The organism is Halomonas sp. NO4, assembly GCF_010994375.1.
Lineage (GTDB): Bacteria > Pseudomonadota > Gammaproteobacteria > Pseudomonadales > Halomonadaceae > Halomonas.
Map to the genome: position 1 here is coordinate 22,676 of NZ_WHMA01000014.1, position 16,261 is coordinate 38,936.

Below are 16,261 nucleotides of genomic sequence, written 5' to 3' on the forward strand. Positions count from 1 at the left end.
CGGCCTCAGGACTCGAAGTCGGGTCCCTCGTTGGCGGCCACGAACGCCATGCGGTGAAACTCTGCTGCGGCTTCGACCTCGGTGAGCCCGGCAGTGCCGGGCTCCGGGATGGTGCCGCCGGCAAGCACTTCCAGCACCGTCTTGACGCCACGCGACAAGGACAGGAGGTGGTAGCCGCCCTCCAGCACGAAGACCAGGCGTCCCTGGCAGTGGCGGTGAGCCAGGCCCTGCAGGATGCCGGTCATGGCGGCAAAGCCTTCGTAGGAGACGTTCAGCGCCAAGTCGAAGGAGTGCGGGTCGAATCCGGCCGACACCAGGATCAGGTCCGGTTTGAACCAGTCGGCAGCGGGCACGAGGATCTCGTGGAAGGCCTTGAGATAGGCTCGGTCCCCGGCACCCGTCGGCATGGGCACATTGACGGTCGTGCCTTCTCCCAGCCCCGCGCCGATATCCTCCAGCTGCCCCGAGCCGGGGTAGAAAGGCGAGGCGCGATGGATATCGAAGAACAGCACACTGGGGTCGGCCCAGAAGATATCCTGGGTGCCGTTGCCGTGGTGGGCGTCCCAGTCCACGATCATCACCCGCTGACAGCCGAGCGCCGCCTGGGCATGGGTGGCGGCGACCGCCACATTGTTGAACAGGCAGAAGCCACGAGCGCGTACTGGCTCGGCGTGATGGCCGGGTGGGCGCACCAGGGCAAAGGCTGACTCGGTGCGACCCTGAAGCACTGCCTCGACGGCAGCGATGGCAGTGCCGGCGGCTACCTCGGCGGCATCGACGCTGCCGGGGGAGACCGCCGTCGTATCCATGTCCAGCCAGGCGTTCTTGCCGCGCATCTCGAAGATGTGCTCCAGGTAAGAGCTGGTATGAACGCGCCCCAGCTGTTCTCGTGTGGCCGGCTTGCCGCCCTCGAACTGCAAGCCGGTCACGGGCTCGAGTTCCAGCAGGTGGCGAACGGTGGTGAGCCGCCCAGCGTGTTCCGGGTACTTCCAGGGCACGTTCAGGGATGAGAGCAGTTGGCGAACCCGTCGGTCCATGCGACCGGGGAGGAAGGGGGCGTTAGAGTCAGGCTGGTGGCCCAGAACGCGTTCATCGTAAAAAGCGATTACGCTGTTGGGGTCGGCCACGGGAAGCTCCTAAAGACATGAGGCGGGGTGCGTCTGCTTCCAGAATAGCTTTTCTGAGGAATCGCTGCGGCGCCGTGCTAGAACGCCGCCCGTGCGGGCGGCGTTGGGACAAGCTCGAGGCGTGAGCCCGCCAACTGAGCAATCAGCGCAGCGACAGGGCGCCGGCGCCGGTTTCTTCGCCCGCTGCATCGGTGTAGGCCTGGGCCTCCTCGGCTTCCGTGGCCTCGGAGAAACGCACTGCGAGGCAGCACAGAGCGGCGATGATGACCGCCATGCCGAGGTAGAAGAGGCCCTGCTGGTAGGAGAGCGCCTCGGAGCGGAACAGAAAGCCCGCAGCCACCGCTCCGGCGTTGCCGCCGGCGCCGACGATGCCGGCCACCGCTCCCAGCGCCTTCTTGTTGATGAAGGGCACTACGCCGAAGGTGGCTCCCTCGGCCATCTGCACGAAGAGGCTGAACACCAGCATGATTCCGATGGCCAGCGCCAGCACGTGCATCTGCGAGAAGAACATCAGCGCGATGCCTTCGCAGAGCATGGCGATGAACAGCCAGCGCACGCGCCCCTTGAGGCCGCCGCTCCTGGCGAAGAGGTCGGAGAAGATGCCGCCCAGGGTACGGGCGAAAAGGTTCATCAGCCCGAAGAGCCCGGCGATCATCCCGGCGGTGGCCAGTGTCAGGTCGAAGTTGTCGAAGAAGTAGATGGCGGCGATGTTGTTGATGGTCAGCTCCACGCCGAAACAGGCGGCATAGACCACGAACAGCGCCCAGACGCGGACGTCCTTGGCGGCGGCGGCGAAGCTTTGGCGCATGCCGTGCTCGCCGCTGGCGGGGGGCAACTCGCCGCGCGCGCGCAGCTCATCGAAGTTGCCGTTGGGTGCATCCTGGGTGAAGCGGTAGTAGGCGATACCGGTGAGGAAGAGCACGATGCCCGGCACCACCATGGCAAGGCGCCAGCCGAGGGTTTCGCTCACGCCCAGCATCAGGATGCCGGAGAAGACCAGCGGCATGAGGATCTGGGTGGTCCCGCCGCCCAGGTTGCCCCAGCCCGCCGAGGTGGCGTTGGCGGTGCCCACCACGTTGGGGGCGAACATCACCGAGGTGTGGTACTGGGTGATCACGAAGGAAGCCCCGATGGCGCCGATGGCCAGGCGCGCCAGCAGGAAGGTTTCGAAACTGTCGGCCAGGCCGATGGCCATCACCGGCAGCGAGCCGAGACAGAGCAGCCAGGTGTAGGCCTTGCGCGGGCCGATCTTGTCGCACAGCACGCCGATGGCCAGGCGCACGATCACGGTGATCGCCACCGAGGCGATGATGGTGTTGCCGATCTGGGTCTTGGTCAGTCCGAGGTCGTCACGCACCACCGCCATGAGCGGCGCGATGCCGAACCAGCCGAAGAAGCAGAGGTGAAAGGCGAACCAGGAGAAGTGAAAGGCTCGCATCTGGGGGGTGTTGAAGCTCAACAGGCGGATCCTGTTGGCCTTGCCGAGGATTTCCATGGGTGTCGACCTCTTGGGGTAACGAATACATGAACGTGTCCTTCAGCGTTGAAGGTCAGGTTCGACGCACTCGTACTCCCGGGTCGGGGAGCCTGGTCCACGCCTACCCACTCTTGACCTGTCTCAAGCGATAACCTTGCCAACATCCGGTTTCGGCTTTATTGACAGAACGTTGCGGGGATTGTCGGGGCTGGTCGAGCGGCCGCTCAGGCGCGATGGGGAGCGCCATGGTGCATTGCAGCGGCCGCATGCGCAGTGATGGTGCTCACTGCATGGCGAGCTGGCGTGGCTCGCCCGGGCAGTCGAGAAAGGCAGAACTCGCCAGCCACTCGGGATCGGGGTAATAGGCGAAGAGGTAGTGCTCCTCCTTGAGGCTGTCGATCAGCGGATAGGCCACTTCCTGGCGCACCGCGGGGCAGCCGTAGCTGCGTCCCAGGCGCCCGGTCCGTTCGATGAACGCCTCGCTCACGTAGTCGGCGCCGTGGATGACGAGGGCGCGATCGAAGGCGAGGTCGTTGACCCCGGCCTCGAGTCCCTCCAGGCGCAGCGAATAGCCGTTGCGGCCGTAGTAGCTGTTGAGCGTGCGGAACAGTCCCAGGCTCGATTGGTGGCTCTCGGGCACGTTGGAAAAGGCGGTGGCCATGGCGTTGCCGGACCCCTGGCCGTGGGAGACAAGCTCCTCGAACAGCAGGCGCGACTCGTCGAGGTCGAAGACCCACAGGCGGGGCTCGGTGGATGGGAGGGAAAAGTCGATCACCGCCAGGCGTTCGGCGTGCGGATCTGCACAGCGCAGCGCCGAGGCGGCGAGGCGCAGGACCTGCGGGTCGGCCTGGGGGGCGAGACGAGTGAGGGTATGTGTCAGGGCGGACGCCTGAGAAGCCACGGGCGCGTCCAGCCGGGCCAGGAAGTCGCCGGCCGACGCGGGCAGGGCGGTAAGCGGGGAAACGTTCAGCACGGTGACGGGAAGCGCGGCGGTCAAGAAAGCGCGAAGCATGGGCAAGCCTGTGGTGTTGGGTCGTCGTCGGGCGGAGTCGGGCGGCATGTCGCTATGGCCCGGACAGGCGAAACGGGGCCGGCTTCCCTGTCGCCCCGCAGCTGGCGTTATTATGAAGGCGAGGGCCGGGAAGGCCAGGCTCACTCATCAACGGAACAGGGGCCGAACATGCGCGCAATTGTTTCGATAAGCGCCGTGCTGGTGATGCTGCTGGGGGTGACGCCCGGGGTGTCAGCCGAGGATTCGACCGCCGGCGGCACAGCCGCCTCGCCGCTGGCCGGGGAGATTGCCAGCCAGCTGAATGACGCCAGCCAGCGGCTGCAGGACTTCTATCAGGCGCGCGGGTATCGCCCCGCCTGGCAGGACGGCCAGACCGTAGCGGCCTTCGCCGCCGCGCTGCACACCCTGGAACGCGACGGCCTCAATCCCCAGGATTACCGCCCCGACCACCTGAACAGCCGCCATCGCGAGCTTGAGGACGCCGACGTCGAGGCTCGGGCGCGCTTCGAGTTGGCGGCGAGCCGGGTGCTGCTCACGGCGCTGTCGCACCTGCAGCGGGGCAAGGTGGACCCGCATGCCATCGACTCCGACTGGGACGTGCCCATCGGCGACCCCGACCTTGACCTCGACGCAGTGTCGCAGGCGGTGGACGGCCAGCGCTTCGAGCAGGCCTTCGCCCGGGTGCGGCCGGCACATGCCCCCTACGAACGGCTGCGCTCCGCCCTGGCGCGCTATCGTCACATCGAGCGCCTGGGGGGCTGGCCGACCCTGCCCGAGCGCCAGGCGCCGCTGCGGCGTGGCGATGTCCACGCTGATGTGGCGCTGCTGCGGGAGCGCCTGGCGGTGATCGGCGAACTGGAAGTCATGGTAGCGGGGCTCGCCGCCTTTCCCGATATCGACGTGGCCGCTCCGAACCCGCAGCGTTTCGATGCCACCCTGGAGGCGGCGGTGGAGCGCTTCCAGCAGCGCCACCTGCTCCAGGTGGATGGCGTCGTCGGCCCCGCCACCCGCGCGGCGCTCAACGTCCCGGTGGCGCGGCGCATCGACCAGATCCGCCTCAACCTGGAGCGCGCCCGCTGGCTGTTGCACGACCTGCCGGAGGCCTTCGTGCTGGTGGACATCGCCGGCTACCGGGTGAGCTATTTCCGCCCCAACGGCGAGATCTGGCGCTCGCGCATCGTGGTAGGGCGCCCCTACCGGCGCACGCCCTCGTTGCGTTCCGAGATCACCCACATGACGGTGAACCCCAGCTGGACGATTCCGCCCACCATCCTGCGCGAAGATGTGTTGCCCCAGGTACGCCGAAACCTGGGCTACCTGTGGCGCGAGCGGATCCAGGTGTTGAGCCCTTCGGGACAACCCCTCGATCCCTGGCAGGTCGACTGGGAGAACCCCGGCAATATCGTGTTGCGCCAGGCGCCGGGGCCGCACAACGCTCTGGGGCGTCTGGCCATCCGCTTTCCCAACGATCACCTGGTCTACCTGCACGACACCCCGGCCCAGGGCCTCTTCGCTCGCGAGCAGCGCGCCTTCAGTTCCGGCTGCATTCGGGTCCAGGGCATTTTGGAACTGGCCCAGCTGCTCTATGACGATACCGGCAGCGATCGCGATGTCCGCGCCCTCATTGCGAGTGGGGAGACCCGCAACGTGCCCCTGGCCCGGCACATGCCGGTGATCCTGCACTACTGGACGGTGCATCCGGGCGAGGACGGGATGCTCGCCTTCCGGCCGGACATCTATGACCGCGACGATGCGTTGCTCAGGGCGCTGGATCGGCCGCTGGCGCTGTAGTTGGGTAGCGCTGTAGTCGGTCAGCGCTGTAGTCGGTCAGCGCTGTAGTTGGCTAGCGGTAGCCGCGCGCCTGCAGCCGGAACAGCCGCGCATAGCGGCCGTTGGCGGCCATCAGGGTCGCGTGGTCGCCGCGCTCGATGATCTCGCCGCCGTCGACCACCAGGATCCGGTCGGCGGCGCGAACCGTGGAGAAGCGGTGCGAAATGAGGATGGTCATCTTGTCGCGGCTGTGTTCGCGGAACTCGGCATACACCGCCGCCTCGGCGGCGGCATCCATGGCCGCGGTGGGCTCGTCGAGCACCAGGATGTCGGCATCCTGGCGCATGTAGGCGCGTGACAGGGCGATCTTCTGCCATTGGCCGCCGGAGAGCTCCTGGCCGCCCTTGAACCAGCGCCCCAGCTGGGTGTGGTAGCCACCGGGCATGTCGGCGATGAAGTCCTCGGCGAGGCCGCGGCGGGCGGCCTCCTGCCAGCGCGTTTCGTCCGCGAAGGCGGCCACGTCGCCGGCGCCCAGGTTCTCGCCCACCTTGAGCTGGTAGCGCACGAAGTCCTGGAAGATCACCCCGATGCGCCGGCGCAGAGTCTGGATGTCCCAGTCGCGCAGGTCGCTGCCGTCGAGCAGGAGGCGCCCTGCGCTGGGTTCGTAGAGGCGGGTGAGCAGCTTGATCAGGGTGGTCTTGCCCGAGCCGTTGGCGCCCACCAGCGCCAGGCTCTCGCCGGGTGACAGGTGCAGCGAGATATCGCGCAGCGCCGGCGCCTGCGCGCCGGGGTAGGTGAAGCTCACGTTCTCGAAGCGGATGCCGTCGCCGGGTTGGGCCCCTTGGGTGAGGGTGCCACGCTGCGCCGGGGTCGGCTGCTCCAGGTACTCGTAGAGGTTGGAAAGGTAGAGGTTGTCCTCGTACATGCCGCTGATGGCGGTGAGGCTCGCCGACAGCGCCGCCTGGCCCTGCTTGAAGACCATCAGGTACATGGTCATCTCGCCGAGGGTCAGGGTGCCGGTGACGGTCTCCACCACCACCCAGGCATAGGCGGCGTAGAAGGCCAGGGTGCCCAGCAGGCCCAGCAGGAAACCCCAGGTCTCGCGGCGGATCGTCAGGTTGCGATCCTCGGCGTAGAGGGTGGCGAAGATGTCGCGGTAGCGGCCGAGCAGCAGCGGCTCCAGGCCGAACAGCTTGACCTCCTTGATGCTGTCCTCGCGGGCCAGCACCGTCTCCAGGTACATCTGCATGCGGGTCTGCGGCGAGCGCCAGCGGAACAGTCGGAAGGCATCGCCGGAGAACTTGGCCTCGGAGACGAACACCGGCAGCGCACCGATCACCAGCACCAGCAGCGCCCAGGGCGAGAAGCCCACCAGCAGCACGCCGAAGCTTCCGAGCGAGATGGCGTTCTGGAGCAGCGCGAAGGTCTTGTTGACCAGCCCCAGCGGTCGGGTGGAAGCCTCGCGGCGGGCGCGGGTCAGCTTGTCGTAGAACTCCGAGTCCTCGAACTGGGCAAGCGACAGGGTGCCGGCCTTCTCGAGAATCATCACGTTGACCTTCTGGCCGAGCAGGGCGCGCAGCAGCGACTGCTGTGCCGAGAGGCCGCGCTGGGCGAGGGCGATCACGGCGATCACCCCGGCTTCGGCGAGCACGTAGCGCAGCACGCCCCACCAGTCGACCTCGCTGGTCGCCTCGTGGTGCTCCATGGCGGCCACCACGCTGTCGACGATCAGTTGGCCGATCCAGGCCGCCACCGCGGGCAGCACGCCGGCGACCAGGGTGCAGACGGCGAGCCCCAGGGTGAGCGGCCGCGAGGTCTGCCAGACCAGCGCCAGGGCACGGCGGCTGTAGCGGAAGACGCCGAAGAAGGCGGCGAGGCGATTGTCGGGGGGCGGGGCCGGCAGGGTGCGTTGCCGATGGGGAGAGGACACGCAAGGCTCCGGTCAGTCGGCGGTCGCGGGAGCGACGCTCCGAGGCCCCGCTGGTCGGCGGGGCCTCGGCAGGACGCTCTCGGGGCGATTAGCTGTCGTCGTCGACCGCTTCGCGCTCGCCGGCGGTGCTGGCCACCACCGGGCCGGTCTCGCCGCGCTCGAGTGCCGCGAGCAGCGGCTCGGCCTCGCGCTGGAAGGCGAGCAGCGCCTCGCCGGAGAGGCTGGTGTTCTCGGGCAGTGACACCTTCATGGCGTCGACCGCCGAGTTGTTGACGTGGACTTCGTAGTGCAGGTGCGGGCCGGTGCTGCGGCCGGTGTTGCCGGAGAGCGCGATGCGCTCGCCCATGGCCACCCGATCGCCGCGGCTGACCAGCTGCCGCGACAGGTGCAGATAGCGGGTGCGGTAGCCGTTGTCGTGACGGATCACCAGGTAGCGGCCGGCCAGAGGATGGTTGCCGACCTTCTCGACGCGGCCGTTGGCCGGGGTGACGATCGGCGTGCCGATGGGCATGGCGAAATCGGTACCGCGGTGGGGGCTGACGCGCCCGGTCACGGGGTGCTTGCGGTTCGGGTTGAACGACGAACTCAGGCGGTAGCTGCCGTCGAAAGGGTGGCGGCGGAAGGCCGGGTCGAGGCTCGCGCCATCCGGAGTGTAGAAGTTGTTGTCGACGCTGTTGCGCACCACCGTGAGGTTCATGCGCTCGCCCTGGTATTGGATGGCCAGCACACGGGAGTCGAAGCTTTCGCCGTCGATGACGTCGGATTCCACCAGCACCTGAAACGCATCGCCGCGACGGGTGTCGCGGCGGAAGTCGAGCTTCTTCTCAAGGAGGCGCGAAACCTGCGCGACCTCGGTGCTGGAGAGGCCGGTGGCCTGGGCCGAGCGGGCGAAGCTGCCGCTCACCGTGCCGGCAAACAGCCGCTGGGCGGCATCGCCGGCGCGCTCGATCTTGGCCACGTCGAAGGCGGTGTCGCTGCGCTCGACGATCACCCCCTCGCGGGCGTTCTTCATCACGCGCAGCAGGGCCAGCTCGCCCTGCTCGTCCAACTGGTACTCGAACTGGTTGCCGACCCGCCAGTGGGTCAGCAGGCGTGGCTCGGGCAGGGCCTCGAGCAGGCGCATCACCTCGCTGTAGCCCAGGCCGAGGCGGTTCTGGGCCAGCACGGCGAAGGTGTCGCCGGGCTCGACGGTGTAGCTTTCCCACTCCGGCACGAAGGGCTCGCTGGCGGCGATTTCCTCCTCGAGGACGATGGGGCCCTCGTCGAAGAGCGCCAGCTCCTCGTCGGAGACGTCATCGTAGGAGGTGGCGGGAGCGCTGTCGCCCGCCGCCAGGGCCGGGGCGTCGAGCATGCCGCTGGTCAGGGTGCCGAGCACCAGGGCGATGTGCAGGGCGCTGTCGTCGATCGCCGGGCTGGGTTCGGTGCCCTTCTGCGGAGTCGCGGCCAGTCCGGCGGTGAGCGGCTCGCGGGTGGTCTCGAGGCCCGGTTCGGAAGGCTCGGCATTCGCGGCGATGACGTTGAGGTCGACGACTTCGCTGGGAACGAGCTGCGAAAGGGGAATCGTCTCGCGGGTGGCATCGAGGGCCTGGCTGGCCACGGCGATGGCATCGGCGACGGGCAGACGGTCGGCGTTCAGCGAGGGGAGGCCGGGACGGCTCTCGGGCGACAGGGGCAGGAAGACGGTGTCCGCCACCTGCTCCCGGGTGTCTTCGACGAGGGTGACGATCTTTTGTGTGCCCAACACCGTAACCATGGTGGCGACGGGTAACAACAGCAACTTATGGGTGCGGGGCAGCGAATGGAGGATTCGCAACATGAATATCGGCCATGACTAATAAATGGAAAAAGCGAAAAAAGCCTCTGGAACCTTACCCCATGACCCTTGATATGCCTAGACTGTACGCCCATACAGTATCGCCCCGCCTGCATCGGCGGGGGAAGCCATGCAGCGAGGCGGAGCAGCGAACGCTGTTCTTCAATCTTCCCCCATTGAAGCCGAACGGTGTTTGAAAAACAACCCTGTCTTGGGTGACGCCGTCAGCCGGTGGTGAAGGTGCCGTCGCGATACTCGGCCAGGGCCTGCTCGATCTCGTGCATGTCGTTCATCACGAAGGGGCCGTAGTGGGCGATGGGTTCGCGGTGCGGGGTGCCGGCAAGCAGCAGGGCCTCGGCGCCGCTGTCGCTGGCCAGGGCCAGGGTGTCACCGGCACCGAGTCGCGCCAGTTCGCCGGCGCCGATCGTCTCCTCGCCCACCGCGAGTTCGCCGTGGAAGACGTAGACCGCCAGGGTCTCGGCGCTCGCCTCGAGGGTCAGGCTTTCGCCGGGAGCGAGGCGGACGTGGGCCACGCCGCCATTCCCGGCCAGGGCGTCCAGCGGGCCCGTGACGCTGTCGCCCTCGGCCGTTTGCCAGTGGCCGCCCAGGGCGATCAGTTCGGCACCGCGGGTGCTGAGGTGGGGCATCTCGCTGGCGCGCACGTCGCGATAGGTCGCCGGGCTGAGCTTGTCCCGGGCAGCCAGATTGAGCCACAGCTGGAAGCCGTGCAGGCCGTGGCTGTCGGTCAGCGGCATCTCGGAGTGGACGATGCCGCGCCCGGTATGCATCCACTGGGCGTCGCCAGCGCGGATGGTACTCGAATGACCCAGGTGATCCTCGTGGGTCAGCCCGCCGTGGAGCACGTAGGTCAGGGTCTGGATGCCGCGATGGGGGTGTGGCGGGAAGCCGCCCAGGTAGTCGTCCGCTCGGTCGGAGCCCAGTTCGTCGAGCATCAGGAAGGGATCCAGCCCGCCGCCGAAATCGTGGATGCGTTGAATCTTCACGCCGTCGCCGTCCTGGCTGGGGTGGCTGGGAATGCGTCGATCGATCCGCCGAGGCTGCCCGTGGGTCAGGGTGTCACTCATCATCTTTCTCCCCGTTGCTGGGTTTACCTGGCATTCTAGGCCGGAATTTTCGAAACTTAAGCGCATAGTTTCGCTTACACGATTCGAGGAAATCGAATATGTCGCGAGTCACCCTGGCACAGTGGCAGATGCTGGCGGCGGTGGTGGAGTACGGCGGCTTTGCTCGCGCCGCCGAGGCGATCCACAAGAGTCCGTCGACGCTCAACCATGCGGTGCACAAGCTCGAGGAGCAGCTCGGCGTCCAGGTGTTGGAGCCGGTGGGGCGCCAGGTGCGCCTGACCGAGGCGGGCGAGATGCTGCTGCGCCGCGCCCGCCAACTCATCGAGAGCGCCGAGGCGCTGGAGGACGTGGCCGGCCGGCTGGCCGAGGGCCTGGAGGCCGAGGTGGTGCTGGCCGTGGATCAGATATTCCCGTCCGACGCTCTGGCCCAGGCGCTTAGCCAGTTTTCCGCCGACCATCCCTATGTGCGCGTGCAGCTGCACGAGACGGTGCTCAACGGCGGGGTGGAGATGCTCTACGACGGACGCGCCGACCTGGTGGTGTCGGGCATCGCCGCCCAGGGGTTTCTCGGCGAGCCGCTGGTCACGGTGCGCTTTCGTGCCGTGGCGCATCCCGAGCATCCGCTGCACGCACTCGACCGCCCGCTCGACCTGCGCGATCTCGCCCGGCACCGCCAACTGGTGGTGCGCGATTCGGCGCTGCGCCACTCCATGGATGCCGGCTGGCTCAAGGCCGAGCAGCGCTGGACGGTCAGCCACCTGGAGACCTCCATCGACATGCTTGAGCGGGGCCTGGGCTTTGCCTGGATTCCCGAGACTCGCCTGCGCGATCCCCTGGCCGCGCGGCGGCTGGCGCCGCTGCCGTTGATGGCGGGCGGGGTACGCGAGTACCCCGTGCAGCTGATCTACCGTGACCGCGATCGCGCGGGCCCGGCGACACATGCCATGGCGGCGGCACTAACGGAGGCGGTGCGGGAGCGCTGCGAGACGGCGTCACCGTTCGAGACCGTCGAATGATCGCGCGCAAAACTCCCGCTTGAGCGCTGGCGCGATCGGCATACCCTGAAGCCATACTTTGCCACCAGCGATTGAGGTATTCCATGGGCCTGCTGATCGACGGCGTCTGGCACGACCAGTGGTACGACACCAACAAGCACGGCGGCGAGTTCGTGCGCGAATCCGCCCAGCTGCGTGACTGGATCACGCCCGACGGCAGTGCCGGACCCGACGGCCAGCCCGGCCTGCCCGCCGAGGCGGGACGCTACCACCTCTATGTCTCCCTGGCCTGCCCCTGGGCGCACCGCACCCTGATCCTGCGCCGGCTCAAGGGGCTTGACGGCCTGGTTGGCGTCTCCCACGTGAGCCCGCTGATGCTCGATCAGGGCTGGACCTACGACGAGGCGGAGGGCTCGAGCGGCGATCCGCTCAACGGCGTGGCCTATCACCGCGAGCTCTACACCATGACCGACCCGCATTACACCGGGCGCGTCACCGTGCCGGTGCTGTGGGACAAGCGCGAAGGGCGCATCGTCAACAACGAGTCGGCGGATATCGTGCGCATCCTCAACGGTGCCTTCGATGATCTGACCGGCAACCGTCACGATTTCTACCCGGCGGCGCTGCGCGAGACCATCGATGCCGTCAATGCCGATGTCTATGACCACATCAACAACGGCGTCTACAAGGCGGGCTTCGCTACCCGGCAGGCGGTCTACGAGAAGCACGTGACGGCGCTCTTCGAAGCGCTCGATCGAATGGAGGCGAGGTTGGCGGAGAGTCGCTACCTGGCCGGCGAGTGGCTCACCGAGGCGGATATCCGTCTGTTCACGACGCTGGTGCGCTTCGACGCCGTCTACCACGGCCACTTCAAGTGCAATATCCGGCGCATCGAAGACTACCCCAACCTCGCCCACTACCTGCGCGAGCTCTACCAGTGGCCAGGCATCGGCGATACGGTGAACTTCGAGCACATCAAGCGCCACTACTACTACAGCCACGACACCATCAACCCCACGCGCATCGTGCCCGTGGGCCCGCAGCTCGATCTCGACCGGCCCCACGACCGGGAGCGGCTCCCGGGGCGGGGGATTCGCGAGAAGGCATAAATCTGGAGCAGTGGGAGGTCGGCTTTGCCGGCGGTTCGACGCTTCGACGAAGGCGCCGGCCGGCGCCCAGAAGTCATTGCCGATGCTTTGCCAGCCAGCGATCCAGCGCATTGGCAAACTCGCGCCGATCGCCATCCGAGTAGCCCTTGGGCCCGCCGGTATGCTCGCCGCTGGCTCTCAATGTCTCCATGAAGTCCCGCATCTGCACCCGGGCGCGAATGTTGTTCTCGTCCAGCGCCTCGCCGCGAGTGGTCATCACCTGCGCACCGCGCTCGATGGCCGCGAGTGCCAGCGGCAGGTCGGAGGTGACCAGCAGGTCGCCGGCCTGGATGCGTTCGACGATTTCGTCGTCGGCTGCATCGAAGCCGTGGCTCACCGCCAGCGCCTTCACCCACTTCGAGCGCGGCAGCGGCACGCTGTGATTGGCCACGAACCAGGTCGGGGTAGCGGTGCGCTCGGCGGCACGCACGATGATCTCGCGGGCCGCCTTGGGACAGGCGTCGGCGTCGACCCAGAGGCTGGGCATGTCAGGTCTCCCGGAACGAAAAAACGGCAGTTAGCTGGCGAAAGGACTGGCCAGGGGCATTCGCCGATGGTAGCATGCGCCCTCCTCGCATGTGCTGACCCCACCATCATGACGACGCCACCGCTGCCAGCCAGCAGGATCGGCGCCGAAACGCCAGGCACCAGTTGAGCCAAGGGCGTTCGAATTGTGTAGATGGCGCGCCACCGAGATCCCGCCACCCGGGCGAGATCGGCGCAGACGGTCGCCACAGAGGTTCCTCGGGCAACAAGCCCGACCCATGGAGCCCATGCCAGGTGCGACCGGCGTCCCCGACTCCGATGTCCCGCGCAGCCCTTGATCGGGCCCCGCGCGCCTGACTGTGTTGCACGCGTCAGGGACGCCACTGAAATTCTGCCGGCACTGCCGGCCTACCAAGGTGTGATTGATGACCTCGACTTCTGTCGCCTCGCCGAGCTTCGGCGACCTCGCTCTGCTGCCCGCCGTTCTCTCTGCCGTGGAGACCCTGGGCTACCAGACCCCGTCGCCGATCCAGGCGCAGACCATTCCGGCGCTGCTGGAAGGCCGCGACATGCTGGGCCAGGCCCAGACCGGCACCGGCAAGACCGCCGCCTTCGCCCTGCCGCTGCTCTCGCGCCTCGAGATGACGCGCCGCGAGCCCCAAGTGCTGGTGCTGGCGCCGACCCGCGAACTGGCCCAGCAGGTGGCCGTCTCTTTCAGCAAGTACGGCCAGAACCTTCAGGGTCTGGAAGTGGCCACCCTGTGCGGCGGCATGGAATACCGCGACCAGCTTTCCGCCCTCAAGCGCGGCGCCCAGGTGGTGGTGGGTACGCCTGGTCGGGTGATCGACCACCTGGACCGCGGCAGTCTCAAGCTCGAGGGCCTTTCCGCCCTGGTGCTGGACGAGGCCGACGAGATGCTGCGCATGGGCTTCATCGACGACGTCAAGCGCGTGGTGGCTGACACCCCGCGGGACGCCCAGCGCGTGTTCTTCTCCGCGACCCTGCCCACCGAGATCGAGCGTATCGTCAATCGCTACCTGGTCGACCCGGTGAAGGTGGCCATCGAGTCGCGCACCACCACCGCCGAGTGCATCGAGCAGCGCCTGGTGCGCGTCGACGGCGGCGCCAAGCTGGAAGCCCTGGCGCGTATCCTCGAAGTCGAGCCGGTGGACGCCGCCATCGTCTTCGTGCGCACCCGCGCCGCTTGCACCACCCTGATGGAGCAGCTCGCCGCGCGCGGCGTCAACGTGGCGAGTCTCTCCGGCGACCTCGACCAGAGCCTGCGCGAGCGCACCATCCAGCGCCTCAAGCGCGGCAAGGTCGACGTGCTGATCGCCACCGACGTGGCCGCCCGCGGCCTCGACGTACCGCGCATCACCCACGTCATCAACTACGACCTGCCCCAGGACAGCGAAGCCTACACCCACCGTATCGGGCGTACCGGCCGTGCCGGTCGCGACGGTGTGGCGATCACCTTCGCCGGCTTCCGCGAAGGCCGCAAGATCGGCTGGCTGGAGCAGGCTACCGGGCAGAAGATGAGCGAGATGGCGCTGCCCGACGAGGCGGCGATCCGCGCCCACCGCGACGAGGTGTTCCACCACAAGGTGGTGGCCGCCCTGACCGCCGGTGCCGACGAGCAGCGCGCTCTGGTCGAGCGCTTGGTGGCCGAAGGCCACGACCCGCTCGAGCTGGCCTGCGCCTTCGCTGCCCAGGCGCGTGCCGACGAGGCGCCCATCGGCCGCCTGCAGGCGCCGCGCAAGGAGCGCAGCGAGCGTGCCCCGCGCGACGGCAAGCCGCCGCGTCGCGAGGGCGGGCCCCGCGACCGCGGCCCCAGCGAGGGCATGATCCGCTACCGCGTGTCGGTGGGCCACCAGGACGGCGTCAAGCCCGGCCAACTGGTCGGGGCGCTGGCCAACGAGGGCGGTATCGAAGGGGCGCGCATCGGGCGCATCGATATCCGCAACGCCTTCTCGGTGGTCGAGCTGCCCAGCGGCCTGCCGTCGAGCATTCTGGCCAAGATGGCCCGGGCCCGCGTGGCCGGCCGGCCGCTGGAGATCAGCGAAGACCGCGGCGGCCCCGAGCGTGCGCCGCGTCGCCGCCAGGATGGTGAGGCGCCGATTCGCCGCCGCGAACGCGCCTGATCGCTGCCGGGCTCGCCCCGGCAGGCCATGATGGACGAAGCCCCCGCACCTCCTCAGGTGCGGGGGCTTCGCTGTGTGGGGGCGGCGTGAACGGCGGTCGTGGCGTCAGGCGCGCCCGAGTCGCTCGCCCAGGGCGTCCATGAAGCGCGCACCGGCCTCGAGCTGTTCCACGGCGATGTACTCGTCGGGTTGGTGGGCCTGACTGATGCTGCCGGGGCCGCAGATCACCGTGGGCAGGCCCTCGCGCTGGAACTGGCCGGCCTCGGTGGCGTAGGCCACGGCGCCGGCCGGGCGCTCGCCGAGCAGCTCGCGACACAGGTCAAGCACCTCGGCGTTGTTGTCGTCGGCCAGCGCCGGCACCGTGACGTTGAGCGCCTCGGTGACGATGCTGGCTTCCGGGGCGCGGCGGCGCATCGCCGCCTCCAACTCGGCGGCATAGGCGTCGACCCGGCCTCGCAGCTCCTCGAAGCGGTCCTGGGGCAGGTGGCGGATCTCCCACTCGAAGGTGCACTCGCGGGCCATGATGTTGATCGCCGTGCCGCCACTGATCCTGCCCACGTGCAGGCTGGAGTGCACCACGTTGAAAGCCTCGTCGACCCGGCCTTCGGCCTTGAGCTGGGCCATCACCTCCTCGATCTTGGTGACCAGCCGCGCTGCCACGTGGATCGCCGAGACCCCTTGGTCGACCTGGCTGGAGTGGGCCTCGCGGCCGGTGACGGTGGTGCGCAGGTTGGTGGCGCCCTTGTGGGCCACCACCGGGTGCATCAGGGTCGGCTCGCCGACGATCACCGTCGCCGGGCGCGGGTGGTCGGCTAGCAGCCGCTCGATCATGCGTGGCGCCCCGATGCAGCCCACCTCTTCGTCGTAGGAGAAGGCCAGCCAGATCGGCCGCTGCAGATCCCGTGTCACCCAGCGCGGCACTTCCGCCAGGGCACAGGCCAGAAAGCCCTTCATGTCGCAGGTGCCGCGGCCGTAGAGGCGGCCGTTGCCGCCGCTTGTCAGCGTGAAGGGGTCGGTGGACCAGGGCTGGCCATCCACCGGCACCACGTCGGTGTGGCCGGAGAGCACCACGCCGCCCGCCACGGCGGGGCCGATACGGGCGAGCAGGTTGGCTTTTGTGCCATCGTCGCTCTCGATGCGCCAGTGCGGCACGTCGTGTTCGTCGAGGTAGGCCTCGACCCATTCGATCAGGGCAAGGTTGGAATCGCGCGACACGGTGGCGAAACCCACCAGCGTTTCCAGTAGCGGCTCGGCGGTTGTCATGGGGGCCTTCCAGG

The 16,261-nt window shown here is 68.1% G+C and carries 12 protein-coding genes; 4 read left to right on the plus strand and 8 right to left on the minus strand.

Annotated elements, in window-relative coordinates; translation table 11 throughout:
• Positions 1–5 precede the first annotated feature (5 nt).
• The 3 genes from FEF15_RS11410 to FEF15_RS11420 all read right to left on the minus strand — a co-directional run bounded on the left by FEF15_RS11410 (position 6) and on the right by FEF15_RS11420 (position 3,616).
• A complete protein-coding gene (locus tag FEF15_RS11410; RefSeq protein ID WP_240454144.1) occupies positions 6–1,127 on the minus strand; it encodes a histone deacetylase in 1,122 nt (373 codons plus the stop codon).
• Between the two features lie 142 nt (positions 1,128–1,269).
• A complete protein-coding gene (locus tag FEF15_RS11415; protein WP_163559293.1) occupies positions 1,270–2,622 on the minus strand; it encodes a NarK family nitrate/nitrite MFS transporter in 1,353 nt (450 codons plus the stop codon).
• A 265-nt stretch (positions 2,623–2,887) separates the two neighbouring features.
• Complete coding sequence (locus FEF15_RS11420; RefSeq protein WP_163559294.1) at positions 2,888–3,616, minus strand: murein L,D-transpeptidase catalytic domain family protein; 729 nt, start codon at positions 3,614–3,616, stop codon at positions 2,888–2,890.
• 168 nt (positions 3,617–3,784) lie between these two features.
• Between FEF15_RS11420 and FEF15_RS11425 the strand changes: the two genes are divergently transcribed.
• Positions 3,785–5,407, plus strand: coding sequence for a L,D-transpeptidase family protein (locus FEF15_RS11425; RefSeq protein WP_240454145.1), 1,623 nt, complete (start codon positions 3,785–3,787; stop codon positions 5,405–5,407).
• A 52-nt stretch (positions 5,408–5,459) separates the two neighbouring features.
• Here FEF15_RS11425 and FEF15_RS11430 read toward each other — a convergent pair whose 3' ends face one another.
• From FEF15_RS11430 to FEF15_RS11440, 3 genes are all read right to left on the minus strand, one after another.
• Complete coding sequence (locus tag FEF15_RS11430) at positions 5,460–7,289, minus strand: ABC transporter ATP-binding protein (protein ID WP_163559350.1); 1,830 nt, start codon at positions 7,287–7,289, stop codon at positions 5,460–5,462.
• A 115-nt stretch (positions 7,290–7,404) separates the two neighbouring features.
• Positions 7,405–9,132, minus strand: a complete 1,728-nt coding sequence (locus FEF15_RS11435; RefSeq protein WP_163559295.1) for a peptidoglycan DD-metalloendopeptidase family protein — start codon at positions 9,130–9,132, stop codon at positions 7,405–7,407.
• A 221-nt stretch (positions 9,133–9,353) separates the two neighbouring features.
• The gene (locus FEF15_RS11440) at positions 9,354–10,214 is read right to left on the minus strand and encodes a pirin family protein (protein ID WP_163559296.1); all 861 of its coding nucleotides are present in this window, start codon (positions 10,212–10,214) and stop codon (positions 9,354–9,356) included.
• Positions 10,215–10,312: 98 nt separating this feature from the next.
• On the opposite strand from FEF15_RS11440, the gene FEF15_RS11445 reads away from it, so the two are divergent.
• Positions 10,313–11,230 (plus strand): LysR family transcriptional regulator, encoded by a 918-nt coding sequence (locus tag FEF15_RS11445; RefSeq protein WP_163559297.1) that lies wholly within the window; start codon positions 10,313–10,315, stop codon positions 11,228–11,230.
• Between the two features lie 83 nt (positions 11,231–11,313).
• A complete protein-coding gene (locus FEF15_RS11450; protein WP_163559298.1) occupies positions 11,314–12,318 on the plus strand; it encodes a glutathione S-transferase family protein in 1,005 nt (334 codons plus the stop codon).
• A gap of 73 nt (positions 12,319–12,391) precedes the next feature.
• Here FEF15_RS11450 and FEF15_RS11455 read toward each other — a convergent pair whose 3' ends face one another.
• On the minus strand, positions 12,392–12,844 hold the full coding sequence (locus FEF15_RS11455; protein WP_163559299.1) for a YaiI/YqxD family protein: 453 nt from the start codon (positions 12,842–12,844) through the stop codon (positions 12,392–12,394).
• 424 nt (positions 12,845–13,268) lie between these two features.
• On the opposite strand from FEF15_RS11455, the gene FEF15_RS11460 reads away from it, so the two are divergent.
• Positions 13,269–14,984, plus strand: coding sequence for a DEAD/DEAH box helicase (locus FEF15_RS11460; protein ID WP_163559300.1), 1,716 nt, complete (start codon positions 13,269–13,271; stop codon positions 14,982–14,984).
• A gap of 105 nt (positions 14,985–15,089) precedes the next feature.
• Here the strand turns inward: FEF15_RS11460 and argE are convergent, their stop codons facing one another.
• Positions 15,090–16,247 carry an acetylornithine deacetylase gene (argE, locus tag FEF15_RS11465; protein WP_163559301.1) on the minus strand — a complete coding sequence of 386 codons (1,158 nt, stop codon included), beginning with the start codon at positions 16,245–16,247 and terminating at the stop codon, positions 15,090–15,092.
• Positions 16,248–16,261 lie beyond the last annotated feature (14 nt).